Source organism: Actinomycetospora aeridis (assembly GCF_037400275.1).
Classification (GTDB): domain Bacteria; phylum Actinomycetota; class Actinomycetes; order Mycobacteriales; family Pseudonocardiaceae; genus Actinomycetospora; species Actinomycetospora aeridis.
This window is the reverse complement of sequence record NZ_JBBEGL010000001.1, coordinates 1,028,664-1,054,787: the sequence shown is the minus strand read 5'-3', so window position 1 is coordinate 1,054,787 and position 26,124 is coordinate 1,028,664. Positions and strand designations below refer to the sequence as shown.

At 75.1% G+C, this 26,124-nt stretch carries 23 protein-coding genes; 9 read left to right on the top strand and 14 right to left on the bottom strand.

The annotated features are described in order from the left end of the window. Positions 1–34 precede the first annotated feature (34 nt). The 3 genes from WCD41_RS04935 to WCD41_RS04925 are packed head-to-tail and all read right to left on the bottom strand — an operon-like array spanning position 35 to position 3,902. Complete coding sequence (locus tag WCD41_RS04935; RefSeq protein WP_337712248.1) at positions 35–1,483, bottom strand: SagB/ThcOx family dehydrogenase; 1,449 nt, start codon at positions 1,481–1,483, stop codon at positions 35–37. Then, positions 1,480–3,753, bottom strand: a complete 2,274-nt coding sequence (locus tag WCD41_RS04930; protein ID WP_337712247.1) for a TOMM precursor leader peptide-binding protein — start codon at positions 3,751–3,753, stop codon at positions 1,480–1,482. Before WCD41_RS04930 ends, WCD41_RS04935 begins: the two co-directional genes overlap by 4 nt. Next, complete coding sequence (locus WCD41_RS04925; RefSeq protein WP_337712246.1) at positions 3,750–3,902, bottom strand: hypothetical protein; 153 nt, start codon at positions 3,900–3,902, stop codon at positions 3,750–3,752. Before WCD41_RS04925 ends, WCD41_RS04930 begins: the two co-directional genes overlap by 4 nt. 273 nt (positions 3,903–4,175) lie before the next feature. Here WCD41_RS04925 and WCD41_RS04920 point away from each other — a divergent pair, with 273 nt between their 5' ends. Both WCD41_RS04920 and WCD41_RS04915 read left to right on the top strand, forming a co-directional pair. Further along, the gene (locus WCD41_RS04920; RefSeq protein WP_337712245.1) at positions 4,176–5,024 is read left to right on the top strand and encodes an AfsR/SARP family transcriptional regulator; all 849 of its coding nucleotides are present in this window, start codon (positions 4,176–4,178) and stop codon (positions 5,022–5,024) included. A gap of 46 nt (positions 5,025–5,070) precedes the next feature. Then, positions 5,071–5,739 (top strand): winged helix-turn-helix transcriptional regulator, encoded by a 669-nt coding sequence (locus WCD41_RS04915; protein ID WP_337712244.1) that lies wholly within the window; start codon positions 5,071–5,073, stop codon positions 5,737–5,739. Here the strand turns inward: WCD41_RS04915 and WCD41_RS04910 are convergent, their stop codons facing one another. Further along, on the bottom strand, positions 5,740–7,143 hold the full coding sequence (locus WCD41_RS04910) for a ferredoxin reductase family protein (protein ID WP_337712243.1): 1,404 nt from the start codon (positions 7,141–7,143) through the stop codon (positions 5,740–5,742). A gap of 184 nt (positions 7,144–7,327) precedes the next feature. On the opposite strand from WCD41_RS04910, the gene WCD41_RS04905 reads away from it, so the two are divergent. After that, on the top strand, positions 7,328–8,293 hold the full coding sequence (locus WCD41_RS04905; RefSeq protein ID WP_337712242.1) for a hypothetical protein: 966 nt from the start codon (positions 7,328–7,330) through the stop codon (positions 8,291–8,293). On the opposite strand, the gene WCD41_RS04900 is transcribed toward WCD41_RS04905, so the two are convergent. Further along, positions 8,282–9,379 carry a winged helix DNA-binding domain-containing protein gene (locus WCD41_RS04900; protein ID WP_337712241.1) on the bottom strand — a complete coding sequence of 366 codons (1,098 nt, stop codon included), beginning with the start codon at positions 9,377–9,379 and terminating at the stop codon, positions 8,282–8,284. The genes WCD41_RS04905 and WCD41_RS04900 overlap by 12 nt on opposite strands. A gap of 209 nt (positions 9,380–9,588) precedes the next feature. Between WCD41_RS04900 and ppk2 the strand changes: the two genes are divergently transcribed. Beyond that, positions 9,589–10,536, top strand: a complete 948-nt coding sequence (gene ppk2, locus WCD41_RS04895) for a polyphosphate kinase 2 (protein WP_337712240.1) — start codon at positions 9,589–9,591, stop codon at positions 10,534–10,536. A gap of 37 nt (positions 10,537–10,573) precedes the next feature. Here the strand turns inward: ppk2 and WCD41_RS04890 are convergent, their stop codons facing one another. Next, complete coding sequence (locus WCD41_RS04890; protein ID WP_337712239.1) at positions 10,574–10,909, bottom strand: bifunctional 3-phenylpropionate/cinnamic acid dioxygenase ferredoxin subunit; 336 nt, start codon at positions 10,907–10,909, stop codon at positions 10,574–10,576. Between the two features lie 237 nt (positions 10,910–11,146). On the opposite strand from WCD41_RS04890, the gene WCD41_RS04885 reads away from it, so the two are divergent. After that, positions 11,147–12,592 (top strand): MFS transporter, encoded by a 1,446-nt coding sequence (locus WCD41_RS04885; RefSeq protein WP_337712238.1) that lies wholly within the window; start codon positions 11,147–11,149, stop codon positions 12,590–12,592. An 8-nt stretch (positions 12,593–12,600) separates the two neighbouring features. Here WCD41_RS04885 and WCD41_RS04880 read toward each other — a convergent pair whose 3' ends face one another. After that, on the bottom strand, positions 12,601–13,803 hold the full coding sequence (locus WCD41_RS04880) for an NAD(P)/FAD-dependent oxidoreductase (protein ID WP_337712237.1): 1,203 nt from the start codon (positions 13,801–13,803) through the stop codon (positions 12,601–12,603). 380 nt (positions 13,804–14,183) lie between these two features. Here WCD41_RS04880 and WCD41_RS04875 point away from each other — a divergent pair, with 380 nt between their 5' ends. Genes WCD41_RS04875 through WCD41_RS04865 form a run of 3 tightly spaced genes read left to right on the top strand, consistent with a single transcriptional unit; the run spans position 14,184 to position 16,330 of the window. Then, positions 14,184–15,329, top strand: a complete 1,146-nt coding sequence (locus WCD41_RS04875; RefSeq protein ID WP_337712236.1) for an aromatic ring-hydroxylating oxygenase subunit alpha — start codon at positions 14,184–14,186, stop codon at positions 15,327–15,329. Between the two features lie 28 nt (positions 15,330–15,357). After that, on the top strand, positions 15,358–15,549 hold the full coding sequence (locus WCD41_RS04870) for a hypothetical protein (RefSeq protein WP_337712235.1): 192 nt from the start codon (positions 15,358–15,360) through the stop codon (positions 15,547–15,549). Positions 15,550–15,559: 10 nt separating this feature from the next. Further along, positions 15,560–16,330, top strand: coding sequence for an IclR family transcriptional regulator (locus tag WCD41_RS04865; protein ID WP_337712234.1), 771 nt, complete (start codon positions 15,560–15,562; stop codon positions 16,328–16,330). Positions 16,331–16,444: 114 nt separating this feature from the next. Here WCD41_RS04865 and purU read toward each other — a convergent pair whose 3' ends face one another. Together purU and WCD41_RS04855 are read right to left on the bottom strand one after the other, a co-directional pair. Beyond that, positions 16,445–17,293 carry a formyltetrahydrofolate deformylase gene (gene purU / locus WCD41_RS04860; protein ID WP_337712233.1) on the bottom strand — a complete coding sequence of 283 codons (849 nt, stop codon included), beginning with the start codon at positions 17,291–17,293 and terminating at the stop codon, positions 16,445–16,447. A gap of 11 nt (positions 17,294–17,304) precedes the next feature. After that, positions 17,305–18,669 carry an L-serine ammonia-lyase gene (locus tag WCD41_RS04855; RefSeq protein ID WP_337712232.1) on the bottom strand — a complete coding sequence of 455 codons (1,365 nt, stop codon included), beginning with the start codon at positions 18,667–18,669 and terminating at the stop codon, positions 17,305–17,307. A 101-nt stretch (positions 18,670–18,770) separates the two neighbouring features. On the opposite strand from WCD41_RS04855, the gene WCD41_RS04850 reads away from it, so the two are divergent. Further along, positions 18,771–19,439 carry a GntR family transcriptional regulator gene (locus WCD41_RS04850; RefSeq protein WP_337712231.1) on the top strand — a complete coding sequence of 223 codons (669 nt, stop codon included), beginning with the start codon at positions 18,771–18,773 and terminating at the stop codon, positions 19,437–19,439. 54 nt (positions 19,440–19,493) lie between these two features. Here WCD41_RS04850 and WCD41_RS04845 read toward each other — a convergent pair whose 3' ends face one another. The 5 genes from WCD41_RS04845 to WCD41_RS04825 are packed head-to-tail and all read right to left on the bottom strand — an operon-like array spanning position 19,494 to position 26,120. Next, positions 19,494–19,985: a cyclodeaminase/cyclohydrolase family protein gene (locus WCD41_RS04845; protein WP_337712230.1), complete on the bottom strand. Its 492-nt coding sequence runs from the start codon at positions 19,983–19,985 to the stop codon at positions 19,494–19,496. 38 nt (positions 19,986–20,023) lie between these two features. Beyond that, positions 20,024–22,492, bottom strand: a complete 2,469-nt coding sequence (locus tag WCD41_RS04840; protein WP_337712229.1) for a GcvT family protein — start codon at positions 22,490–22,492, stop codon at positions 20,024–20,026. Positions 22,493–22,523: 31 nt separating this feature from the next. Next, on the bottom strand, positions 22,524–23,117 hold the full coding sequence (locus WCD41_RS04835; RefSeq protein WP_337712228.1) for a sarcosine oxidase subunit gamma: 594 nt from the start codon (positions 23,115–23,117) through the stop codon (positions 22,524–22,526). Next, positions 23,110–25,863 carry a 2Fe-2S iron-sulfur cluster-binding protein gene (locus WCD41_RS04830; RefSeq protein WP_337712227.1) on the bottom strand — a complete coding sequence of 918 codons (2,754 nt, stop codon included), beginning with the start codon at positions 25,861–25,863 and terminating at the stop codon, positions 23,110–23,112. Before WCD41_RS04830 ends, WCD41_RS04835 begins: the two co-directional genes overlap by 8 nt. Next, positions 25,860–26,120, bottom strand: coding sequence for a sarcosine oxidase subunit delta (locus tag WCD41_RS04825; protein ID WP_337712226.1), 261 nt, complete (start codon positions 26,118–26,120; stop codon positions 25,860–25,862). Before WCD41_RS04825 ends, WCD41_RS04830 begins: the two co-directional genes overlap by 4 nt. Positions 26,121–26,124 lie beyond the last annotated feature (4 nt).

Sequence of the window (26,124 nt, the reverse complement as noted above, 5' to 3'; positions counted from 1 at the left end):
TAACTGACGATGCCGCCGTGCCGGCAGGACGTCGTCAAGTGTTCACGATCGGATCCATCACCGGGTCGAGGACGCAGACACCGACCGGGACCTCGCCCGGCCACAGGGCGTCGAGCAGGGTCTGCCAGCCCTCGGCGGCCCCCAGGGGGACGGGGTGCGTCGCCACCCCCGTGTCGCGCCCGACGAGGTGGAGCACCTGCTGCAGGGCCCCGGCGTGCGCGATCCCGGTGGCGTGGGTGAGGGAGCCCAGGGCCCAGGCGCTGCGCTCCCGCCGGCAGGTCACGAGCACGACGGCCGCCGGGGAGCTCGGCTGGGCGCCGATCTGGGCGAGGCAGGCCCGCACCACGTCGGTGACCGCGGGCGCCGGAGCGACGGCGCGCAGCGCGTGCCCCTCGGGGTCGTAGTGGTACACCCCCCGCGGGAGGTCGGCGCGATCCAGCGCGAGATAGATCTCGAGCTCGTAGAGCCAGGCGGTGCTGAGGTAGGGCCGCTGCGTCGTCTCCACGCCCGGCGAGTCCTCCCGCACCGACGGCGGGCGGTGCGCGCGCAGGCGGGCGGCGCGGTGCAGGAGGGCGCCGAGGCGCTCGGCCGGGAGGGGGGCACCGGTGAAGGCCGGCGCCTCGTAGTGCGGGGCGAGCACCGTGTCCAGGGGCCCCTCGGCCTGCGGGCCGCGGGGCAGGGCGCGGACCGGTCCGGCGTACGGGGCCCGCGTCACCGGGCCGGCCCGGCTGCCCTCGCGCAGCCGGAAGCGCTCCTCGACGGGCCCACCGGGCCGCCGGGTGCGGGCCTCGAACTCGAGCTCGTGGGCGCTCCACGTCGAGAGTCCCGGGTCGAGGTCCTCGTCGTAGCAGCCGTCCGGGCGGGCGACGACGACCACGCCGATCGCGATCAACCACCCGATGACGTCCTCGACGTCCTGCGCGGTCGCGCCGTCGAGACACGGCGCACCGGACACGCTCTCGACGTCGGAACGCCCCGACAGGTCCGAGACCTGCCGGCCGGTCGCGAGACGGGCGAGGATCGCGCCGAGCGCCGGCCCCTCGCAGACCAGTTCGTGGCGCGCCCCGGGGGCGTTGACGACGAACCGCCCCGCCCACGGACGGATCACGGCGAACCGCGACAGGCGCACGATCGCGCGCGGGTCGGCCGGCGCGGGCGCGAACGGGGCGACGGCCGCGATCGGGACCGCGGACAGACCGGCACGCTGGCGCCCGGGCAGCTCGAGCGAGTGCACGACGGCTCCGGACACGCCAGCGAGGACGTCGGCGAGCTCGGCCATCCCGTCCGGGTCGGTGTTGCCCAGGTCCACCGGCCCCAGGGCGAGGCGGCGCAACTGGGACTCGACCCGCAGGCCACGGGCACCGAGCGAGATCTCGCCCCACGGCGCGAGGAGGACCAGGTCGTGGTCGTCGGACTCCACGGCGACGTCCTCGCGCAACGCCCACAGCCGCCGCAGGGTCCGCTCGTCGCGGGGGGAGGTCACAGGAACACCGGACGAGGGTTCAGCTCGTCGTACGGGGTCGGGGTCGCCAGGCGGCCGAGGGCCACCGGCGCGTCGAACAGCCGGCCGGGGGCGAACCGGGCCCACATCGGCCGCAGCGTCGGCACGACGGTGCGCACCACGGGGAGCCCGATGTCGGGCCGGGTCTGGTCGAGCACGAGGGGCTCGAGGCCGTGGGCGACGAGCCGGTCGACCAGGGGGCCCGCCCCGGTCCCCGCGACGGGGTCGGCCGGGGGTGCGGCCGCGGCGGACGGGACCAGCCACGGCTCGCTCGCCACGTCGACCTCGTCCAGCCACCGCCGGACGTCCGGGTCGTCGGGGACGCGGGCGCCCTCGACGACCATCTCCGTCGTCGCGGTTAGCTCGCCGAGCGCGCGGTGCAGCGCCGTCGACGGGTCGGGGTCGGCACCGAGACCGAGCATGACCCGGTCCGTCGGGACGCCGTGCCGGCGGGCCGCGGACACGGCGGCGACCACGGGGACACCGAGGTCGGTGGTCAGGTCGAGCGCCCACACCTCGCGTCCCAGGGCGCCGTGCGCGTCGCGGGCGCGGCGGCCGTCGGCGTCGGCTGTGAGGTCGACCGCCGGCATCGGCGTCCGGTGGTACCACCAGAGGGCCACGGCGTCGCGCTCCACCAGCTCGAGCAGCCCGCCGCGGATCGCCTCGTCACGGGTCGGGCCGGCGGCGCAGCCGCTCGAGTCGGCGAAGGCCCAGGACGGGCCGGGGGCGCCGTGGTAGAGCATCGCGGTCGGCAGCCACCGCGCGGCACCGTCGCGCAGCGACCACAGCGGGCTCCAGTCGGTCTCCTCGGTGTCGTCGACCGGCGGGCCGATGTGGTTGAACGGGCCGTGCGCCGCGTTCCACGCCGCCGGGTCGGCCGACTGGCGGGGGTCGACGAGCAGGACGTCCCGCGGGTCGAGGGCGTCGGCACCGAGGTCGCCGCGGCGGGCGCGCACCCGCATCTCGTCGCCGTGGTACTGCCCGGACCAGCGCTCGAGCGCCTCGCCGAGTGCCGCGGCGCGCGCGGCGCGCTCGGTCGGTCCGGTGCCGGCGTTCCCGATCCGGGTGCGGCGTCGGACGTCCTCCAGCGCCAGCGCGCGGGCGGGCGGTGTCGGGCCGGTCCGCGCGACCATCGTGGGGCCGACGGCACCGGCCGCGACCTCGAGCACGGGGACGACCCCGGTCACGGGACTCACGAGGTGGACGTACCCGTCCGGGGCCGAGACGCTGCACGGAGGATCGTCCGGCGCGGGGCCGAGCGCGATCGGGGCCCGGCCGCGGCGCGCGACGAGCCCGGCGTCACCGCAGCCAGGGCACTGGGGGCGGCGCCGGAGCTCGTGGAGCTGGTCGGCGGTGGTGCGGCTGTCCAGGACGAGCACGCCACGGTGCACCGGACGCGTGTGCCCGTGCGCCCAGGCGTCGACCTCGAGGGCGGCGCGGTGGGCGGCGAGCCCGACGGCGGCCGGGTGCGACGGGAGCCGCCGCGCCAGCGGACCGGGGTCGCCCCGGCGCGCCAGCAGCGCCTCCTCGGCGCGCCGGTGGATCCGCAGCCGGGACCCGAGGCAGTGCCAGCACGGCCCGTCGGCGTCGGCACCGAAGAACGGGCCGATCCACTGCCGGACCCCGCGAACTCGCACGGGGAGCCAGGGGACGCCGTCCGCGCGGAAGCGCTCGGCGAGCTCGCCGAGCCGCGGGTCCAGGTGGTCGTCGACCGCGACGACGGCGACCTGGGCCGCCTCGTGCACGGTCCCGGGGTCCGGGTCCTCCGGGCGGCGCACCCGCAGTCCGGAGGCCTCCAGGGCCCCGGCGAGGGCGCGCGCCCCCGAACGGTCGCCCAGGTCGTGGAGGGCGACGACGGTCGGCGGGATGCCGGAGAGCGTCCGTCCGGTCGCCGCGCGGTGGAAGGCCTCCCGCTCGGCCCGGCCGTCGCCCGTCCGGTCGGCGGGGTCGGCGTCCTCGAGGACCCCGAGGGCACGGAGCCGCTCGAGCACCGCGACCACGTCGGCCGGCGCGACCCCGTCCGGCGCCGCGGCCACGAGGTCGGCGACGTCGAAGGCGTCGGCGTCACGCCGGCCGTCGACCAGGGTGGCCACGGCCGCCGCGGCCCGGCCCCACACGGTGACGAGGCCGTCCTCGCCGATGACGACGAGGCCGCCGTCCTCGGGCTCGAGGCGCAGGTGGCGGCCGACGCGTATCGCGCCGCTGCCGGCCACCGCCTGCCCGGGCACGGCGGCGTCGTCCGTGGCCGTCACCGCGGCGCCGCCTCCGTGCGCATGCACACCGAGGCCAGGACCGGTGCGGTCAGGTCCGGGGCCCACCCGTCGAACGTCTCGACGACCACCGGCGGGACGCCGGCGGCGGTGGAGCGGTCGGGGGACGCGAGGGCGGTGTCGTGCGACATCGGGGGGCTCCGTTCCTGGACGGTTCCTGGACGTTCTTGGTCGGTGGGGCTGTCGACGTCGGGCTGTCGACGAGGAACCACGGTGCTCGAACGGGGCCGCGAGCAGCAGTGCTCCGTTCACCGGCCGCATGTGAAGCCGTCACACGGACGAGTGAGACCTGCACGACGCGCAGATGGCGTGCGCACTGACCGCGGCGCGCCGTGATCGGCAGAGTTCCTCCCCGTTCACCGATGCGAAGCGACCGTCCGACGACACCGACAAGGGACGAACTCGTGACACTCACGCTCACCACTGCCCCCGGCGACGTGGGACCCGTCGACGGTCCCCGCGCCTTCGACGACGCCCTCGACCCCGACGTGCGATTCGCGCTGCTCGGGCGCCTGGAGGTGGTGGTCCACGGCCGCGACATGGCGCCGACCGCCCCGCGCGCGCTGCAGCTGCTCGCCCTGCTCCTGCTGCGGCCCCGCCAGGTGGTCCCGACGGACACCATCGTCGCCGAGCTCTGGGGCGACCGGCCCCCGAAGCGGGCCCGCGCCGCGGTGCAGACCCACGTCTACCAGCTGCGGCAGTGCTTCTCCGACCTCGGCCTCGCCGGCGATCCCGACCGGGTGCTCGTCACGCGCGCTCCCGGCTACGCCCTCGAGGTCGACCCCGCCCGCACCGACCTGCACGCCTTCGACGCCGGGTGCCGCGAGGGTCGTGACGCCCTCGCCGAGGGGCGCGTCGACGAGGCCGCCGCGCAGCTGCGGACCGCCGAGGACCTCTGGGCCGGGCCGCCCATCGCCAACGTCCCGCCGGGCTCCGTGCTCGCCGTCGAGAGCGTCGAGCTCCTGGAGCGGCGGCGGGCGGTGCGCAGCGCGCGCATCGACGCCGACATCGACCGCGGCCGGCACCGCGAGCTCGTCGGCGAGCTCTCCGCCCTCGTGCTCGCCCACCCGCTCGACGAGGGGCTGCACGCGCAGCTCATCCGCGTCCTCGGCCGCTGCGGCCGGCGCTCGGACGCCATGGGCGTCTTCCGCCGGCTGCGCGACGTCCTCACCGCCGAGCTCGGCGTCGAGCCCGGCGACGAGGTGGCCGACGCCTACGCCGAGCTGCTCACCCTCGGCGCGGACGCCGCCTGATCACACGTCGCACCACCACCATCACCCCTGTCGGGGAGGAGTAGAGATGTCCGGTCGCCGTTACGGCCAGTACTGCGGTCTCGCCAAGGCCATGGAGCTCGTGGGCGAGCGATGGGCGATGCTCGTCGTCCGTGACCTCGTCCTGCGGCCCAAGTCGCTGCCCGAGCTGCAGGCCACGCTGCCCGGGATCCCGCCCACGACCCTGACCACCCGGCTCAACGAGCTCGAGGCGGGGCGGGTCGTGCAGCGGCGGCTCGCCGAGGCGACGGTCCGCTACGAGCTCACGCCGTACGGCCGGCAGCTCGAGGACGTCCTCGCCGACCTCGGCGCCTGGGGCGCGCGCTCGCTCGGCGCCCACCCGGCGCCGGACGAGGTCTTCACGCCCGACTCGGCGGTGCTCGCCCTGCGGGCCACCTTCACCCCCGACGGCGGCGAGCCCGCGGTGTTCGTCGTCGACATGGGCGCCACGATCGTCACGGCCCGCGTGTCCCCGACCTCGGTGGAGGTCGCCGAGGGACGCGCCGACGACGCTGATCTCACGCTCGGGTTCCGCGGGTCGCCGATGCCGTTGCTGACCGGCGAGATCACCGCGGCGCGGGCCCGGCAGGACGGTCTCGTCGTCGCCCACGGGGACGTCGACCTGCTCGACCGCTTCCCGCGGCTGTTCTCCGTCGGGGCCACCCCCGCGCCCGCCGCGCCGCTGATCCCCGCCTGATCACCGCGTGCCGCCCCCGTGACGCCCGCCGGGGGCGGCGCCGGTCCCCACCGGCTCGGCCCGGGGGTCCCGTGCCGCCCGCGGCGAGGGCACGTCGGCCGGGGTGGCCGCCGGGAGCTGGCCGGTCCAGCCGAACTGCTCGCTGTGCACGGTCGCGGGCGGGACACCCAGCCGCTCGAGGGCGGCGAGGGTGCCGGACAGCAGCGAGGGCGGGCCGCACACGTAGTACTCGAGGCGCCCGCGGGCGCGCGGCAGGACCTCGCCGAGCAGGTCGGCGTCGATCCGCCGGCCCGCGGTGCGCACGACCTCGAGGTCGAGGCGGCGGGCCAGCACCTCGAGCTCCGGGCCGAACAGCGGCTGGTCGGCCCGCTCCGCGAGCACGAGGCGGTGCAGGCGCCGGTCGCCGCGCTCGGCGAGGGTGCGCAGCATGCTCATCATCGGCGTGATCCCCACGCCGCCGGCGATCAGCACGAGGCCGTCCACGTGCTCGGGGGCCTCCGGCGTGAAGCTGCCGTGCGGGCCGTCGAGCCACACCTTGCGGCCCGGCCCCATCCGCGCCAGCGCGCGGGTGAAGTCGCCGTTCGCGCGCACGGTGAGCTCGAGGCGGTCGGCCAGCTCGGCGCTGGAGGCGATCGTGAACGGGTGTTCCTGCACGCCGATCGCCCGGCGGTGCAGCCGCAGCCACACGAACTGGCCGGGCGCGAAGCCCTTCAGCCCGCGCCGGCGGAACACCGGGGTGAGCGCGAGCGTCGCGACCTCCGGCCCCTCCTGGCGCACGCCGTAGACGACGTAGGCCCCGCGCTGCGAGAACAGCGGCTGCCACACCCACCGGCGGGCGAGGACCCCGAGCAGCAGCAGGACGAGCGCGGCGAGGACGACCCGCATCACCGGGTCGGCGACCAGGTCGCCCATCCAGATCACGTGCAGCCCCGCGAGCAGGAGGGCCAGGGCGGCCGCGCCGACGTGCAGGCGCGCCCACCACTCGTAGCGCGTCCCGCGCCGCCGCCCCCACGCCGCGGCACCGGAGAGCAGGATCATCCCGGCGAACGCGGCGTACCCGAGCCCGATGCCGAACGAGACACCGAAGGGGTTGATCAGCTTCGGGCTCCGGACGACGGCGAGCACCGTGTGCGCGGCGACCAGCACGAGGGCGGCGACGCCCAGCCACCGGTGGACGCCCATGACGCGATCGATCCCGAGGGCGGTGGTCAGCGCCCGGATCCGCGAGGCGCCGACGGTCGTCAGCACCATCGCGACCACCGCGACGAGGCCCGACAGGACGATGGCGGGGCCCAGCAGCTTCCCGGGGTCCAGGCCCTCCCGGCCCAGGTACACCGCCGGCGGCCCCAGCAGCAGGAGGACGAAGGCCGACGACCACACCGCCCGTTTCGCGCGCTTCGACACGGCTCCCGACGCTAGGGGCGCGCCGGCGGATGATCGTCCGGCCCTGAGAGGACGAGATCCGTTCGGGAGACGGGCGGCCGTCCGGGCACGGTGAGATGGCGTGCTGCTGCATCGAACGGTCCAGAAGATGCGGCTGAACGCCGCGCCCGACTCTCAGGGCACGACACCGGGTAGCCCTGGCGGCGTGACCTCCCTGCTGACCGGACTCCTCCGCGGCACCGCCGCCGGCGCCGCCGGGACGACCGCGCTGAACGTGACGACCCAGGCCGACATGGCCCTGCGGGCGCGACCGGCGAGCGACACGCCCGTCGAGACGGTCTCGGCGCTCGCGGACCGCGCCGACGTGTCGATCCCCGGCCGACGTCGCGAGCGTCGCCACCGCCTCGAGGGCCTCGGCGGGCTCGCGGGCACCGCCACCGGGGTCGCGGTCGGTGGCGTCGGCGGCGCCCTGCGCAGCGCCGGGGTGCGGCTGCCGGCGGTGATCGGGGTGCCGGTGCTCGGCGCGGCCGCGATGCTCGCCTCCGACCTGCCGACCGCTCGCCTCGGCCTCACCGACCCGCGCCGGTGGGCCTCCGCCGACTGGGCCGCCGACGTCGTCCCGCACCTCGCCTACGGCGCGGCCACCCACGCCACCCTCGCCGCGACGTTCCGCGCCGACGAGCAGGCCGAACCGGACCGGCGTCCCGCGACCCTCGGGACGCTCGCCCGCGCCGCGGCCCTCGGCGCCGCGACCGGGGCCCGCAGCACGTTCGGCACGGCGGCGCTCTCCTGGCGCGCCCGTCCCGGCGACCGCGCCCCCGGCGGCCTGCTCGCCGGGCGGTTCGGGCGGGGCGCGGCGACGCTCGGCGCGCTCGGCGAGGCCGCCGGCGACAAGCACCCCGCGATCCCGCCGCGGACGGCGGCGCCCGGGCTGGCGCCGCGCCTCGGGCTCGCGGCCGTCGGGGCCGACGTCGCCGCGTGCCGCGACGGCCACGAGGGCGGGCCGGGCGTCCTGGTCGCGACGGCCGCCGCGGCGGGCGCCGCGTTCGGCGGCCAGCACCTCCGGGCCCTCGCCCGGGACCGCTTCGGCACCGACCTCCCGGGTGCGCTGGGCGAGGACGCCCTCGCCGCGCTGCTGGCGTGGTGGGGAGCCGGGCGGTCAGCGGGGTGACGCCGCGACCGTGACCCGGTGGTGCGCGCCGCCGGAGAGGAACCCGGCCAGCGCGCGGCCCTCCTCCCCGACGGCGGTGCGCTCGGCGCGGGTGACGCGGCGCCGGGGCGTCACGGTGACGGCGGCGTCGGCGGAGGTCGTCCACGTCGCCGCCACCCGGCCGTCGACGAGCACCACGCGCTCGCCCGCGACCGAGAGCCCGCGGTCGGCGTCGTCGATGATCCGGCGGCGGTCGTCGTAGCCGAGGATCGCGTTGTCGAAGGCGGGCAGGAACCGCACGGGGGCCGGGGTGTCGGGGTCGGGCCGCGGCGCGTCCGGGAGGTCGAGGAGCTCGCGGCCCCGCTCGTCGCGGAAGCCCACGAGCCGGTCGCGCACCGCGGCGACGGCCGCCGGCAGCCCGGCGAGCCCCGACCACGCCCGCAGGTCGGCCGACGCGGCGGGCCCGTGGGCCGCGAGGTAGCGCAGCACCAGGGTCTCCCCCACCGGGTCGGTGCCGTCCGCCACCGGCGGGTCGACCGGGCGCCCCAGCCACGACGCGACGAGCAGGCACCGCGCCGGGCCCACCTCGCCCCAGAGCCCGCGCGGCGGGACCTGCACCACCGGGACGAGGGTGCCGACGCTCTCGCCGAGCACGCGCGGCGCGACGTCCGGCCACCGCGCCGCGAGCTCCCGGCCGACCTCGGGCAGGGTGCGCGGCTCCTGCGCGAGGAGGCGTCCGCCCAGGTCGGCGAGCTCGTCGAGGTCGACCGCCGCGAGGTCCCGGCGGTACACCCCCAGCAGGCGCTGGCGCAGCATGGCGTCGTGGCGCGACCGCCAGGTCAGGGCGTCCTCGGCGGTGACGAGGTGGACGGTGCGGCGCATGAGGTGGGTCCGCACGACGCGCCGGCCCGCGAGGTGCGCGGAGAGCTCGGCCGGGTCGAACCCCGCGAGCCGGGACCAGAGCCCCGTGTAGGGCTCCTGCGGTTCCTGGGCCTGCAGGCCGCCGAGGTGGGCGACGGCGTCGAGCACTGGGACCGACGCGCGCTCGAGGAGGTGCTGGCGGGCCAGCGAGGCCCGGTTGAGGGCACGCCGGTCGAGGACGGTCACGCCGGGCAGCCTGGCACGGGGGGCGCGGGGCCGGGCTCGTCGGGAACGGCCGTCGGAGCAGCGTCCCGGAAGGTGGTGACGCGAACGGGGACTTCCGGCGCGTAGAAGCAGCGAACCGCCCGTTCGCTGCGAAGAGGGTGGGCGTGGGACGCCGCACAGGAGGGGCTCGTGTTCACCTGCGCGCCACCTGGTCGGGCGAGCATGCGCCGGTGACCGACGAGGACCGGGACGAGCAGATCGACATCGACGGAGCGTCCGTGGAGGACCACGGCGACGACGACCCGTTGCTGGTGGGCGCGGACGGGCTCCCGGTCGACACGTGGCGCGAGGGCTACCCGTACGCCGAGCGGATGTCGCGCGTGGAGTACGAGGAGGAGAAGCGCCTCCTGCAGATCGAGCTGCTGAAGTTCCAGAACTGGGTCAAGGACTCGGGCAGCAAGGTCGTCGTGCTCTTCGAGGGCCGCGACGCGGCGGGCAAGGGCGGCACGATCAAGCGCTTCATGGAGCACCTCAACCCGCGGGGCGCCCGGGTCGTCGCGCTGGAGAAGCCCAGCGAGCGCGAACGCAGCCAATGGTACTTCCAGCGCTACGTCGAGCACCTGCCCGCGGGCGGTGAGATCGTCCTGTTCGACCGCAGCTGGTACAACCGCGCCGGCGTCGAGCGCGTCATGGGCTACACCGAGGCCCGCGAGTACATGGAGTTCATGCGCGCCGCCCCCGACCTCGAGCGGATGCTCGTGCGCAGCGGGATCCACCTCGTGAAGTTCTGGTTCTCGGTGTCGCGCAACGAGCAGCGCACGCGCTTCCTGATCCGGCAGGTCGACCCGGTGCGACGGTGGAAGCTCAGCCCCACCGACCTCGCCTCGCTCGGACGATGGGACGACTACACCGCCGCCAAGGAGGCGATGTTCTTCTACACCGACACCGCCGACGCGCCGTGGACCGTCGTCAAGAGCAACGACAAGAAGCGCGCCCGGCTCGAGGCGATGCGCCACGTGCTCTCCCGGTTCGACTACCCCGAGAAGAACCACGAGCTCGTGGGCACGCCCGACCCCTACGTCGTCGGACCGGCGGCGTCGCTGTTCGAGCACGGCGAGAACGGGAGCGCGCCGGCCGCCCCGCCGCCCCTGGCGATGCCGCCGCGGCCCCGCAGCTGACGGCGGGTCACGCGGCGCCGGATCACTCGACGCCGGGTCACTCGACGCCGGCCAGCTCCCGCGCCTCCACCCGCACGGTCTCCTCGACCCAGACGAGACCCTCGTCGACCGTGACGCGGTGGGTGCGCACGGGCTTCTTCGCCGGCGGCCCGCTCGGCCGGCCCGTGCGCAGGTCGAAGCACGCCGCGTGCAGCGGGCACTCCACCGCGCAGCCCTCGAGCCAGCCGTCGGACAGCGACGCGTCCTGGTGCGTGCACGTGTCGTCGATCGCGTAGAGCTCGCCGTCCGCGTTGAAGACCGCGATGGCCACCGAACCCTGCACCCGGACCGACTCCCCGACGGGGATGTCGGACAGTTCGCCCACGTAGATCATTCTGGCTCCTGTTGCGCCGTGCGCATCGAGTCTTGCTATCCGCAACACAGAGCCTGAAGCTCGGGAATCCCGCCGTCAAGGGCACTGGCCGACCGCACCGAAGATTTACGTTGCAGCAATAGACCGTGACTGATACACGTCTCATATGTCAGCGGCGTGAGTCCCTCGCCGCGGTCGGGATGCCACACTCTGTGGCGCATCGAGCCCGCCACCGCCGCCGGCTCCAGGAGTGATCACATGGCCGAGCACGCGCAGCCGCGGGGACCGCGGCGGCGCGGCGGCGTGCCCCGCGCGATCGAGGGCGAGCACACCGTACGTCGGGCGACCGCCGCCGCGGCCATCGGCAACGTCGCCGAGTGGTACGACTTCGGGATCTACTCCTACCTGGCCGGCGCGGTGCTGACCAGGGTGTTCTTCCCCGACGCGGGCCCCTGGGCCGCGGTGTACGCCCTCGGCGCCTTCGCCGCCGCGTTCCTCGTGCGCCCGCTGGGCGGGCTGTTCTTCGGCCCGCTGGGCGACCGCATCGGGCGCACCAGGGTGCTCTCGGTGACGGTCGTGCTCATGGCCGCGGCCACCGTGCTGCTGGGCCTGATCCCGGGCCACGGGGCGATCGGCGCCGCCGCGCCGGTCCTCGTGCTCGTCATGCGCATGCTGCAGGGCTTCTCGGCGGGCGGGGAGTACACGGGCGCGCTGACGATGATCGCCGAGTACGCCCCGGACCGCCGGCGCGGGTTCTTCGGGAGCTGGCTGGAGTTCGGCACGCTCACCGGCTACACCCTCGGTGCGGGCGTGAGCGCGGCGCTGATCGCCCTGCTGCCCGACGACGACCTGCTCGCCTGGGGCTGGCGGGTGCCGTTCATGCTCGCCCTGCCGCTCGGCGTCGTCGGCATCTACCTGCGGCTGCGCCTCGAGGACACGCCCGCCTTCCGCCAGCTCATGGAGCGCTCCCCCGCCCTGGCGACGATGCCGCTGCGCCGCGCGCTGCAGATCCTGTGGGTGCGCTATCGACGCGCGCTCGCGGTGGCCGGCGGCCTCGTCGTCGCCTGGAACATCACCAACTACGTGCTGACCAACTACATCCCGATCTACCTCACGACCACCCTCGCCGAGCACGGCGAGACGGCCACGGCGGAGGCGACGTCGACCGCGCTGCAGGTCGTCGTGATGGTCGCGATGCTGCTCGTCGTCACCGCGCTGGGCCGGCTCTCCGACCGCGTCGGGCGCCGGCCCGTGCTCCTCGCGGGCAGCCTCGCGCTCGTCGTCGGCGGGCTGCCGGCGGTCTGGCTCCTGCGCCAGGGGCTGCTCGGCCAGCTCGGCGGGCTCGCCCTCATCGGGGGCTGCCTCGTCTGTTTCGCCGCGGTCGCGCCCTCCACGCTGCCCGCCCTGTTCCCGACGCTGGTGCGCTACGGCGGGCTCGCGCTGACGTTCAACGTCGCGGTGTCGCTGTTCGCGGGGACGGCGCCCACCGTGATCGCCGCGGCGACCACGGCCACCGGCAACCTCGACTGGCCGGGCTACTACCTGGTCGCCGCGGGGGTCGTGGGCCTGGTCAGCGTCCTGTTCCTCACCGAGTCGGCGGGCCGCCCGCTGCCGGGTGCGGCGCCGCTGGCCTCCAGTGCCGAGCTCCCGCCGCCCGAGGTCTCGGACGACGGGGTACCGCTCGAACCGCCGCGCGAGCGCTGACCACCCGCTCAGGCGGCCCGGGCCGGACGGCCGAGCTCGCTGCGGCGCACGCGCCCGAACACGCGTGGGTTGCCCATCCCGAACACGCCGGTGGTGACACCCTCACCGTCGACGTAGCGCGCCACGAAGCGGCCGTCGGCGGGCTCGCCGTCGACGACGTCCACGTGGTCGGCGGCCGACGGGTGCCCGGCGAGCTGCAGCATGCGCCCGTACTGCTCCGACCACACGTAGCCGCTGGGCCGGAAGGTGGCCCCGGGACGACCGGCGTCCGCGAGGAGGTTCGCCGCGGCGACCGCCGCCTGCTCGCCGGCGCTGGTCCAGTGCTCGTGGCGACGACCGGCGTCACCGTCCCCGTAGCGGGCCACGTCGCCGACCGCGACCACGTTCGGCAGGTCGGTGACCATCCCGGCGTCGGTGCGCACGCCGTTCGCGATCCGCAGGCCCGACCCCTCCAGCCACTCGGTGTTGGGCACGATGCCGATGCCCACCACCACCACGTCCGCCGGCACCGTGGTGCCGTCGCCGAGCTCGACGCCGACGACGCGGCGACCACGTGCCTCGCGGGCGGGCACCGTCGCGAGGCCGGCGACCGCGGCGCCCGGGCGCAGGTCGGTGCCGTGCCCGGCGTGCAGGTCGACGCAGCTGCGGGCGATCCGGGGGCCCAGTACGGGCGCGAGCGGGAGCGGGAGGCCGTCGAGCACGGTGACCTCGAGGCCCATCGACCGGCAGGTCGAGGCCACCTCGGCGCCGATGAACCCGCCGCCGACGATCGCCACCCGGGGCGAGCCGGCCCGCAGGGCGGCGCCGAGCGCGAGCGCGTCGTCGAGGGTGCGCAGCGTGTGCACGCCCTCGACGCCCTCGGTGCCGGGGAGGCGGCGGGCCCGCCCGCCGGTGGCGACCACGACGCCGTCGGTCGCCACGTCGCCGCCGTCGGCGAGCACGACCCGCCCGCCGGCCGGGTCGAGGCGTGCGGCGGCGACCCCGAGCCGCATCTCCAGGGCCAGCCCGGCCTCCTCCTCGGCGTCGAGCAGGCCGATCGCCTCGGCGTCGAGGTCGCCCGCCAGGAACGCCTTGGACAGCGGCGGGCGGTCGTAGGGCCGGTGCGGGTCGTCGCCGACCAGGACCAGGCGGCCGTCGTACCCGGCGCTGCGCAGGGCCTCGGCGGATCGGATCCCGGCGACGGACGCTCCGACGATCGTGATGGTGTGCATGCGGCCTCCTCGTGGGCCTCGACTAGGGGGACGGACCGACGACGGGCCACCCCACGATCTGGAGTGGTGTGTTGCGCGATAGGAGACACGATGCTCCATTCGCAACAAAGGACCGTGGGAGACGTCGACCCGCTTGTCAAGAGGGGATCGACGTGGCGCTGTGACGCATCCCCGCGACGGCCCGTTCGCCCGCACCCTTGACGGCGGACCTCGCGGTCGGGGACCGTGTTGTTGCGCATGACGGATCGTGTTCCGTATAGCGCAACTCAGCGGCGAGTCGGCGTCAGGCCGTCGGCCCGCTCCCACCCCGGGTCGCGACCGTTGCGCCGGTCGGACGACGCCCCTCCCCCGTTGGCGCCACCTCGAGGAGCACGATTCCCATGACCACCGGAGAGATCGCGCCGGAGATCGCGACGCCGGCGCTGCCGGCGAGCCTGCGCGGCACGTTGCCGGGCCGGTACTACACCGACCCCACGATCTTCGCGGCCGAGCAGGCCCTCATCTTCGAGACCGGCTGGTTCTGCGCGGTGCTCGCCGCCGACCTCGTGAAGGCCGGCGACTTCGAGACGGTGCAGATCGGGCGCGAGAGCGTCGTCGTGGCCCGCGGCCGGGACGGCGCCGTGAACGCCTACCTCAACGTGTGCCGCCACCGCGGCGCCCGGATCTGCACCGAGGAGAAGGGCAGCGTCCGGCGCTCCTTCCAGTGCCCGTACCACGCCTGGACCTACGGCCTCGACGGCAAGCTCATCTCCGCCCCGAACATCGGCGACATGCCCGACATCGACCGCGTCGAGTACGGGCTGCACCGCGTGCACGTGCGCGAGTGGCTCGGGTACGTGTGGCTCTGCCTGGCCGAGGAGCCGCCCTCGTTCGAGGACACCGTGATCGGCGACGTCGCGGCCCGTCTCGGCTCGCCGGACGCGATCGTCGGCTACCAGGTGGCCGACCTGAAGCTCGGCCGGCGCATCTCCTACGACGTGAAGGCGAACTGGAAGCAGATCGTCGAGAACTTCATGGAGTGCTACCACTGCGGGACGATCCACCCCGAGCTCACCGAGGTGCTGCCGGAGTTCGCCAACGGGCTCGCGGCGCAGTACTTCGTCGGCCACGGTGCCGAGTTCGGCGAGGACGTCGCCGGCTTCACCGTCGACGGTTCGGCGGGTCTCGAGCGCATCCCCGGCGTCGCCGAGGACCAGGACCGGCGCTACTACGCGATCACCGTGCGCCCGCAGGTCTTCGTCAACCTCGTGCCCGACCACGTCGTGTTCCACCGCATGTTCCCGCTGACCGCGGAGCGCACGCTGGTGCTCTGCGACTGGCTCTACCTGCCCGAGGTCGTCGACTCCGGCGCGGACATCGACCGCTCGGTGGAGCTGTTCCACCGCGTCAACCAGCAGGACTTCGACGCCTGCGAGCGCTGCCAGGTCTCCATGGACTCCCGCTCGTACGCGCGCGGCGGCGTCCTGGTGCCCAGCGAGCACCACATCGGCGAGTTCCACGACTGGGTCGCGCAGCGCGTCGGCTGAGTCCCCCGAGACCTCCAGGAGAGCAACGATGTCCATCACCCCCGAGAACCGCGACCCGTCCGGCACCGACGTCTCCCCGACGCCGTACCGCGACGCCTTCCGCGTGGCCGACGAGCTGGCCGTCCACGGCAGCGACTGCGTCTGCCCGACGTGCGCGGCCCGCCTGCCCGGCCTGCTCGCCGAGCTCGCCGCCGCCATCCGCCGGGACTCCTCGGACTGAGCGTCGTCCCATGGGAGCCACCGACGGTTCCGCGGTCCAGTCGGTCGACCGCGCGATCACGATCCTCGAGATCGTCGCGGCGCGCGGGGAGGTCGGGATCACCGAGATCGCCGACGAGCTCGACGTGCACAAGTCGACCGCCTCCCGGCTCGTGGCGGCGCTCCAGCACCGGCACCTGCTCGAGCAGCTCGGCGAGCGCGGGAAGTACGCCCTGAGCTTCGGCGTGGTCCGCCTCGCGGCCGCCACGACGGCCCGGCTCGACGTGGCGCGGCTCGGCCAGCCGGTGTGCCAGCAGCTCGCGGAGAGCCTCGGCGAGACCGTCAACATCGCGGTCACCGACGGCGAGGCCGCCATCACCGTCGCCCAGGAGTACGGCAGCGCGGCCATCACCTCGCAGAACTGGGTGGGGCGCCGCAGCCCCCTGCACGCCACCGGCGCGGGCAAGGTCCTGCTCGCGTGGATGCCCGAGGGCGAGCGGCGCCCGGTGCTGCGCCGCCGCCTCACCCGCTACACCGACGACACGATCGTGGAGACCGCCGCCCTGCGCACCGAGCTGGCGCGCGTGCTCGACGAGGGACACGCGCGGTCGTTCGAGGAGCTCGAGGTCGGGATGCACGCCGTCGCCGTGCCGGTGTTCTCCGCCGACGGCACCGTGGGCTCGGCGCTCTCGGCCACCGGCCCGGCCTACCGCCTCCCCCGCCGCCGCGCCCGCGCGATCGTCGCCGACCTGCGCGACGGCGCCGCCGAGCTCTCGGCGAAGCTCGGCTACCGCGGGGAGTAGGGGCCGGGGGCGCGACCGGCACGTACCGCAGCCCCGAACCTCTGTTGATCATGCGCAAGGTGCCGCTCGCCGCGGCGCGAGGCGCGCCGGCGTTCCGACGAGCCGCGACCCGCGTCAGCGGAAGACCACCGTCCGGTGGCCGTCGAGCAGCACGCGGCGCTCGCAGTGCCACCGCACCGCGCGGGAGAGCGCCAGGGCCTCGGCGTCGCGGCCGACGGTCTGCAGCGCACGGGGGTCGTGGGTGTGGTCGATGCGGACCACCTCCTGCTCGATGATCGGCCCCTCGTCGAGGTCGGCCGTCACGTAGTGGGCCGTGGCGCCGACGAACTTCACCCCGCGGTCGTAAGCCTGGTGGTAGGGCTTCGCGCCGGCGAAGCCGGGCAGGAACGAGTGGTGGATGTTGATCGCCCGGCCGCGCAGGGTCGCGCAGGCGCGGTCGGAGAGCACCTGCATGTAGCGGGCGAGCACCACCAGCTCGGCGTCGAGCTCGTCGACGAGCCGCAGCATCTCCGCCTCGGCGTCCGGCTTCGTCGCGGGCGTGACCGGCACGCAGAAGTACGGCAGCCCCGCGGACTCGGCCATCGGGCGCAGGGTCTCGTGGTTGGAGAGCACCCCGACGAGCTCGGCGCCGAGGCTCCCCGAACGCCAGCGGAAGATCAGGTCGTTGAGGCAGTGACCCGACGTGGAGACCATCACGAGCACCCGCGGGGCGCGCAGCGCGTGGAAGGCGTGCTCCATGGCGTAGTCCTCGGCGACGGGGGCGAAGTCGGCCGCCACCGCGTCGAGGTCGGTACCGGCGGGCGCCGCGACGCGGGTACGCATGAACAGGCGCCCGCTCACGGGGTCGTCGAACTGCTGGTGCTCGACGATGTCGCCGCCGTGCGCGGCGAGGTGGCTGCTGACCGCGCGGACAATGCCGGTGCGGTTCTCGCAGCTCAGGGTCAGGACGAAGGACTCGGTCACCGGGGATCCCGTCAGCACTCGACGATGTTGAGAGCGAGCCCGCCGCGGGCCGTCTCCTTGTACTTGACCTTCATGTCGGCACCCGTCTCCCGCATCGTCTTGATCGCCTTGTCGAGCGAGACGTGGTGGATGCCGTCGCCGCGCACCGCCATGCGGGCCGCGGTGATCGCCTTGACCGACGCGACGGCGTTGCGCTCGATGCAGGGGATCTGCACGAGCCCACCGACGGGGTCGCAGGTCAGGCCGAGGTTGTGCTCGATGCCGATCTCGGCGGCGTTCTCGACCTGCGCGGGCGAGCCCCCGAGCAGCTCGGCGAACCCGGCGGCGGCCATGGAGCACGCCGAGCCGACCTCGCCCTGGCACCCGACCTCGGCGCCCGAGATCGAGGCGTTGCGCTTGAACAACAGCCCGACCGCGCCCGCGGTGAGCAGGAAGCGCACGGCGGCGTCGTCGTCGAACGCCGGCAGCGCGCGGGCCGCGTGGCGCAGCACCGCGGGCACGATCCCGGCGGCCCCGTTGGTGGGCGCGGTGACGACGCGGCCGCCGGCGGCGTTCTCCTCGTTGACCGCGAGGGCGTCGAGCGTCACCCGCTCCATGTCGTTCGCGGCGCAGGCCTCGGCGTCGAGGCGCCGGCGCAGGTCGGGCGCGCGCCGCCGGACGCGCAGGCCACCGGGCAGCACGCCCTCGGTGGAGCAGCCGCGCTCGACGCACTCGCGCATCACCGACCACAGGTGCAGCAGCCCGGCGCGGGTCTCGGCCTCCGGGCGCCAGGCCCGCTCGTTGGCGAGGACGACGTCGCTGATCCGCAGGCCGTGGGCGCGGGCGATCGCGACGAGCTCGTCGCCGGAGGCGAAGGGGTGGCGCTCCGGGGTCGCGTCCTCGCGCAGCACCGGCTCGCCCGTCTCGTCCTCGTCGAGCACGAACCCGCCGCCGACCGAGTAGTACTCCCGGCGCTCGAGCACGGCACCGGAGGCGTCGCGGGCGGTGAAGACCATGCCGTTGCTGTGGAAGGGCAGCCGCCGGGTGCGGTGGAGCACGACGTCGTCGTCGACGGAGAAGTCGATCGCGTGCTTGCCGGCCAGGGCGATGCGGCCCTCGGCGCGGGCCGCCGCGACCAGCGGCCCGGCCTCCACGGGGTCGACCAGGTGGGGCTGCTCGCCGCACAGGCCGAGGACGACCGCCGTGACGCTGCCGTGCCCGTGACCGGTGGCCCCCAGCGAGCCGAAGAGCTCGGCGCGGACGGACGCGACGTCGTGCAGGCGGTCGGTGTCGCGCAGGCGCGCAGCGAAGAGGAAGGCGGCGCGCATCGGGCCGACCGTGTGCGAGCTGGACGGGCCGATCCCGACCTTGAACAGGTCGAACACCGAGATGGCCATGAGCACCCCCGAGGGGCTGTGTCGAGCGTTTGATGTTGAACTAGTATATCAATACGGTCGACAGAGGAGAAGACGTGATCGCCTTGTTGTACGCTCCGCGCATGACCGTTCTCCCGGACGAGCAGGAGACCAGCCCCCCGCTGTCGCTGTCCGAGCGCGCCTACGCCGCGATCCAGGACAAGCTGATCATGCTGGAGATCCCGCCGATGGCGCCGATCGACGAGGTCGCGCTGGTGGAGTCGCTGGAGGTGGGCCGCACGCCGGTGCGCGAGGCGCTCAAGCGGCTCGAGGTCGACCGCCTGGTCGTCTCCTACGCCCGCCGCGGCACGTTCGCGACGGCCGTCGACATCACCGACCTCGCCTACATCTCCGACATCCGTGTGCAGCTCGAGCCCCTGGCCGCGCGCCGGGCCGCGGAGAGCGCGTCGGCGGCGGTGCGCGAGGAGCTCGCCCTGCTCGCCGACGCCACCGAGCGTCTCGACGTCCCCGAGCTCTCGCGCGAGGAGCTGATGCGCTGGGACATGCGGGTGCACCGCGCGATCTACCGCGCCGCCGGCAACCCGCACCTCGAGGACACCCTGGTGCGCTACGACAACCTGGCGACGCGCATCTTCTGCCTGTTCCTCGACCGCATGCACGACTTCGTCTCCCACGTCGAGGAGCACGCGGGCCTGCTGCGCACCATCGCCGACGGCGAGGCCGACGTCGCCGCCCGCCGCGCCCGCCAGCACGTGCAGGGCTTCGAGAAGGCGATCCGCTCGGTCATCTGACGTATGTGAGCGAACTTCGGTGCCATAGCACCGAAGTTCGCTCACATGGGCCGGTCAGCGCAGCAGCTGCTCCCGCACGACGGCGGTCACCTTCGCCGCGCGCAGGACGACGTCGTCGACGGGGTCGATGGCGAGCAGGAGCTCCTCGCGCACCACGGGGTCGGTGATGCCGGCGAGGTGCACCTCGACCTCGACGCGCGCCGTCCCGACGGCCGCGCGCAGGGCCTCCGCGGCCGCGGCCACGTCGCTGACCAGCACCCGGTCGCCCGTGCGCAGGGTCTCCGCGAGGTCCAGCGCCCGCTCGGCCAGCTCGATGACGCGCACCGCGTGGCGGGCGGCGCCCACGGGGTCGGCGGCCTCGGCGCCGGCGAACCGCCGCGCGGCCTCCTGCAGTTCCTCGGCCCCGGGCCCGGAGCCCCGCACCCGGGCGAGGAGGGCGACGCCGACCGCGGCGTGCAGGGCGGCCGCTCCCCGGCCACCCGGCCCGGACGACGCCAGGGACTCCAGGACCTGATCGAGCGTGTCGCTGCGCACAACGCCTCCCACGGGGACGTCCGCCCTTGCGTCTCCGCCCGCCGCCGTCTTCAGCGTCGGATCCGCGCCATCTCGGGGTCGACGAGCGGTTCGCTCGCGACCGTCGCCCGGACGGGGTGCCCGAAGTACTGAATCTCTACGGGGGTCCCCGGCTCGAGTCCTGCGGGCAGCCACGCGTAGGCGATCGGCCGCCCGATGGTGTGCCCGAACGCCGCCGAGGTCACGTAGCCCGAGGGCTCGCCGTCGACGAGCACCGGCTCGTGACCGAGCACGACGCTGCGCCCGTCGTCGACCGTCAGGCAGGTCAGCGACCGCGCCACGTCCTGGGCGCCGTCGGCGGTGACCGCCGCACGGCCGACGAAGTCGCCCTTCGTGGACGGCCGTACCGCGAAGCCCAGGCCCGCCTCGTACGGCGAGTGCTCGGTGGTCATGTCGGTGCCCCAGCTGCGGTAGCCCTTCTCCAGCCGGAGGCTGGTGAACGCCGCCCGCCCCGCGGCGACGACGCCGTGCGCCTGGCCGGCCCGCCACAGCACGTCCCAGAGCCGCTGCCCGTACTCGGCGGTCGTGTAGATCTCCCAGCCGAGCTCGCCGACGTAGGACAGGCGCATCGCGGTCACCGGGACGCCGCCGATCTCGGTCTGCACGCACCGGAAGAACTTCAGCCCCTCGTGCGAGAGGTCGGCCGGGGTCAGCGGCTGCACGAGGTCGCGGGCGAGCGGGCCCCAGACGCCGATGCAGCAGGTGCCGCCGGAGATGTCCCGGACGGTGACGTCGCCGGCGTCTCCTGCGGCGCGCCGCAGGAGATCGAGGTCCAGCGGCCCGTTCGCCCCGACCTGGAAGAGCTCCGGGCCGAGCCGGGCGACGGTGAGGTCGCTGCGGATGCCGCCGGCCTCGTCGAGCGCCAGCGTGTAGGTCACCGACCCGACCGACTTGTCCATCTTCCCGGTGGTCAGGCGGTCGAGCATCGCGCACGCGCCCGGCCCCGACACCTCGATCCGGGTCAGCGACGTCATGTCGTACATCGCCACCGCGGTCCGGGTCTTCCACGCCTCCACCGCGGCGATCGGCGAGTGGAACCGCGCCGACCACGCGTCGCGCGTCGGCGGCAGCCACTCGGTGGGCAGCTCGGCGACCAGCGGGGCGTTGGCCGCGTACCACTGCGGGCGCTCCCAGCCGCGCGCCTCGAGGAACACCGCGCCGAGGTCGGTCTGCCGCGCGTGGAAGGGGCTCGTCCGCACCTCGCGGGGCGAGAGCTTCGGCTGCAGCGGGTGCACGACGTCGTAGATCTCGACGAAGTTCTGCTGCGAGGTCTCGGCGACGTAGTCGTCGGCGAGCTGGAACTCCTCGAAGCGGTGCACCGAGCACCCGTGCAGCTCGATCTCGCTGCGGCCGTCGATCAGCAGCTGCGCGACGCTGCGCGCGACCCCGGCGGAGTGGGTGACCCACACGGCCTCGGCGATCCAGAAGCCGGCGACGTCCGCCGACTCCCCGATCAGCGGCCCGCCGTCGGGGGTGAACGAGAAGATGCCGTTGAAGCCGTGGTCGATCTTCGAGTCGTTCAGCGAGGGCAGCAGCAGGCGGCTCTGCTCCCACTGGGGCGCGAAGTCCTCCTCGGTGAACGGCAGCATCGAGGGCTGGCGGCTGTCGCTGACGTCGTCGACCTCGGGCAGCTCGCCCAGCGACACCGGCATGGGGCGGTGCGCGTAGGAGCCGATGCCGATGCGGTCGTGGTGCTCGCGGTAGTACAGGTCCTGGTCCTGGTGGCGCAGGATCGGCAGCCGGGCCTCGATCGCCTCGTCGTTGCGTCCGGCGAGGTCGGGCACCTGGCCGGTGAAGACGTACTGGTGCGCGAGCGGCAGCAGCGGCACGCGCATCCCGACCATGTCGCCGATCGCCTGTCCCCAGAACCCGGCGCACGACACGACGACGTCGGCGGGCACCAGGCCCTGGTCGGTCTCGACGCCGGTGACGCGCCCGCCGGCCTGCGCCACGCCGGTGACGCGTGTCGAGCCGCGGAACACCGCGCCGCGCGACTCGGCCCGGCGGATCAGCGCGGTGACGGCACGCGACGCCTTGGCGAGCCCGTCGGTCGGCGTGTGCAGCCCGCCGAGGATGCGGGTGGGGTCCATCAGCGGGTGCAGCCGCGCGCACTCGTCGACGTCGACGACCTGTGCCGGGATGCCGCGTGCGGTGGCCCAGCCCTGCTTGCGGTGCAGGTCGGCGAGCCGCTCCGGGGTGGTGGCGACCTCGAGGCCGCCGACCTGGTTGAAGCACCACTGGCCGTCGACGTCCAGGGCGAGGAACTTCTCGACGGTGTAGGAGGCGAACTCGCTCATCGTCTTCGACGCGTTGGTCTGGAACACCAGGCCGGGCGCGTGGGAGGTCGACCCGCCCGGGAGCGGCAGCGGGCCCTGGTCGAGGACGGTGACGTCGGTCCAGCCGCGGCCGGTGAGCTCGTCGGCCAGGTTGGCGCCGACGATCCCGGCTCCGATGACGACGACGCGGGGTGTGGTGCTCATGGCGTCTCCACGCGGGAACGGGGTGGGTGGATCAGGGCTGGAACTCGGCGGCGGCGTCGACGAGCCAGTCGGCGACGTAGCCGGCGAAGGAACTGCGGACGATCACGGCGAGGTCGTCGACGTCGTGTGCCACGAGCAGCACGGCGGCCAGGCCGAGGAGGGTCTGGGCACACCGGCCGCGCGGGAACGCGGCGGGGCGCAGGTCGAGCGCGCAACCGAACGCGAGCAGCTCGCGGGCGGCGGTCCCCCGCACGCGAAGGCTCGTGCGCTGCGCGGAGACGTCGACGGCCATGCCGCCGTGGGCGCTCGCCGTCTCGTCGACGTGGAACTCCCAGCCCTCGGGGCGTGCGGTGGCGCTCGTGAGCAGCCACTCGTCGGGGCCGAGGCGCACGGCGGTGCCCGCCGGGAGCGCGGTCCACGTGTCGGGTGCGGTCGGCAGCGCCGCCCCGACGGCGGCGGCGACCGCGGCGGGCCCGCTACCGGCCGGGTCCACGCGCAGGTCGACGGCCGCGACGGGGTCCTCGACGTCGAGCCGCAGGGCCGTGCCGACGGAGGCCGCGGCGAGGGCGTCCCGGCGGTCGGCGAGCGGGTGGACGAGGGTCGGGCCAGGGCTGCGGTCAGCCATCTCGGCGGGCTCCTTCCGGGTCGACGAGCACGGTCTCGCCGATGCGGGCGGCCACGAGCTCGTCGCCGACGGGCACGTGGACGACCTCGCCGAGGCGCTCCCGCCCGCCCTTGACCAGGGCGAGCGCGAAGGGACGGGCGAGCGCGGCGCTGTGGTAGCTGGAGGTGACGTGCCCGAGCATCGGCACGGGCGCCGGGGGCAGCACCCCGTCGGCGCAGAAGTCGACGATCTGCGAGCCCTCGGGCAGCTTGGTGGCGGCGTCGGTGGGCAGCAGCGAGACGAGCTGCTTGCGCAGCGGGTTGCGGTTCTCCGGGCGCGCGTAGGAGCGCTTGCCGACGAAGTCGTCCTTCTTCTTCGACACGGCCCAGCTCATGCCGAGGTCGTGCGGCGAGACGGTGCCGTCGGTGTCCTGCCCGATGATCGGGTAGCCCTTCTCGGCCCGCAGGACGTGCATGGTCTCGGTGCCGTAGGGCGTGATCCCGTACTCCTGCCCGGCCTCGAGCAGCCGCTCCCAGACCGCGGGGTAGTACCAGGAGCTGACCGTCACCTCGAACGCGAGCTCGCCCGAGAACGAGATGCGGGCGAGCCGCACGGGCACGCCGTCGAGCGTGGTGTCCTGCCAGGTCATGAAGCCGAACGCGTCGTTGCTCGCGTCGACGTCGGGGAAGACCGCGCCGATCACGTCCCGCGAGCGCGGGCCCGCCACGGCGGCGATCGACCACTGCTCGGTCACCGAGGTCAGCCGCACCCGCAGGTCGGGCCACTCGGTCTGGAGCCACTCCTCCATCCCGTCCAGGACGTGGGTGGCGTTGCCGGTGGTGGTCGTGACGAGGTAGCGATCCTCGGCGAGGCGCAGCACGGTGCCGTCGTCGACGACCATCCCGTCGTTGCCGCACATCACGCCGTAGCGCACGCGCCCGACCTTCAGGCTCGACATCATGTTCGTGTAGAGCCGGTCGAGCAGGACCGGCGCGTCGGGCCCCCGGACGTCGATCTTGCCGAGCGTCGAGGCGTCCATGATCCCGACCGACGTGCGCACCGCGGCGCACTCGCGCAGCACGGCGGCGGTCATGTCCTCGCCGGCGTGCGGGTAGTGGCGGGCGCGCTTCCACTGCCCGACGTCCTCGAACTCGGCGCCCGCGGCCACGTGCCAGGCCTGCAGCGGGGTGGTGCGCACCGGGTCGAACAGGTCGCCGCGCTCGCGCCCGGCCAGGGCCGCGAAGGCGACCGGGGTGTAGGGCGGCCGGAAGGTCGTGGTGCCGACCTCCTGGATCGGCCGGCCGGTGAGCTCCGCGAGGATCCCGAGGGCCAGGATGCCGGAGGTCTTGCCCTGGTCGTGCGCCGTGCCGATGGTCGTGTACCGCTTGACGTGCTCGGGGTGGGTCATCCCGGCGCCGACGGCGCGCTCCATGTCGGCGACGGTCGCGTCGCGCGCGACGTCCACGAACTGCCGCGTGGGGTCACCCGCGGTGCGCCAGAGCACGAGCGTCGGCTCCGGCCACTCCGGGGGTTCCGCCACGGGCGCGTCGGTCCCGCCGGCCTCGCGCAGGACGTCCGCCAGCGCGAACGTGCCGTTGGCGGCGCCGACGGCGGTGACCCCGTCGGGGGTCGGGGTCGCCGGCCGGAACGCGCCGATCGCGGGGTCGTGGACCAGGGTGCCGCCGACGTGGCTGACCAGGTGCGCGGTCGGGTTCCAGCCGCCGCTGACCAGCAGGAGGTCGCACGGGACCTCCCGGCGCTCCGGTCCGACGAGGGCCGCGGTCAGGCGCTCCCCGCCGCGGGTGCCGTGCACGAGCGTGCCGGTCTCGACCGGGATGCCGCGCTCCTCGCACCGCTGCCGCCGGCCCTGCGGTGCCCGCTCCCGGGCGTCGAGGACCCGGACCGTCGCCCCGGCGTCGGCCAGGTCGGCCGCCGCGGCGTAGGCGGCGTCGTCCGTGGTGAACACGACGACCTCCCGGCCGGCGAGCACGCCGTGGCGGTGCAGGAGGTCGCGCGCGGCCGAGGCGAGCATGACGCCGGGGCGGTCGTTGTCCTCGAAGACGACCGGCCGCTCGATCGCGCCCGCCGCGACCACCACGCGCCCGGCGCGGATCCGGTGCACGCGCTGGCGGGTGCGCGCGGTCTCGCCGCGGCGCTCCAGGGCGAGCACGAAGCCGTCGTCGTAGTGGCCGAACGCCGTGGTGCGCTGCAGGTGCGTGACCCCGAGCGCCGCGAGCTCGGCGACGACCTCGTCGACGAAGGCGAGCGACGGCGCGCCGTCGATCGTCTCGGTGCCGGTCAGCGTCCCGCCCGCGACCGGGCGGTCGTCGACGAGCACGACGTCCTGCCCGGCGCGGGCGGCGGTGCGCGCCGCGACGAGGCCGGCGGGGCCGGCGCCGACGACGAGCACGTCGCAGTGGTGGTGCCGCCGGTCGTAGCGGGCGGTGTCGGGCACCTCGGCGAGGCGGCCCTGGCCGTTGACCCCCCGCACGACGAGGCCGTCGGTGGCCTCGACCGTCGCGGCGAGCAGCATCGGCTCCGGGAACGGCTCCTCGACCTGGATCAGGCCGGTCGGGTCCTCGGTCCACGACGACGTGATCCCGCGCGGGCGCCCGTACTTGACGCTGGTGGTCTGCGGGCGGGCGTCGTGGGCGAGCAGCACCGAGGCGACGGTGTCGCCGGGGTGCCCGGTGTACGGGGTGCCGTCGACCGTGATGGTGACGGTGCCGCGGCGGTCGACGCGGCCGTACCCGGCGACGCGGCTCATGAGGTCAGCTCCGGGGTGGTGAGGAACCGGTGGGTGCGGGTGTCGCGGACGGCGGTGAACCAGCGTCGGCACCCCGCGGCGTGCACCCAGCGCTCGGCGGCGGGGCCCTTGGGGTTGTCGCGGAAGAACACGAAGTGCGCCCACTGCTCGTCGGTCAGCGAGGCGGGGTGCTCGGGGTAGGCCACTCCGGCCTGGCCGCCGAAGGAGAACTCGGTCTCCTCGCGGGGGCCGCACCAGGGGCAGGCGATGAGTTGCATGCGG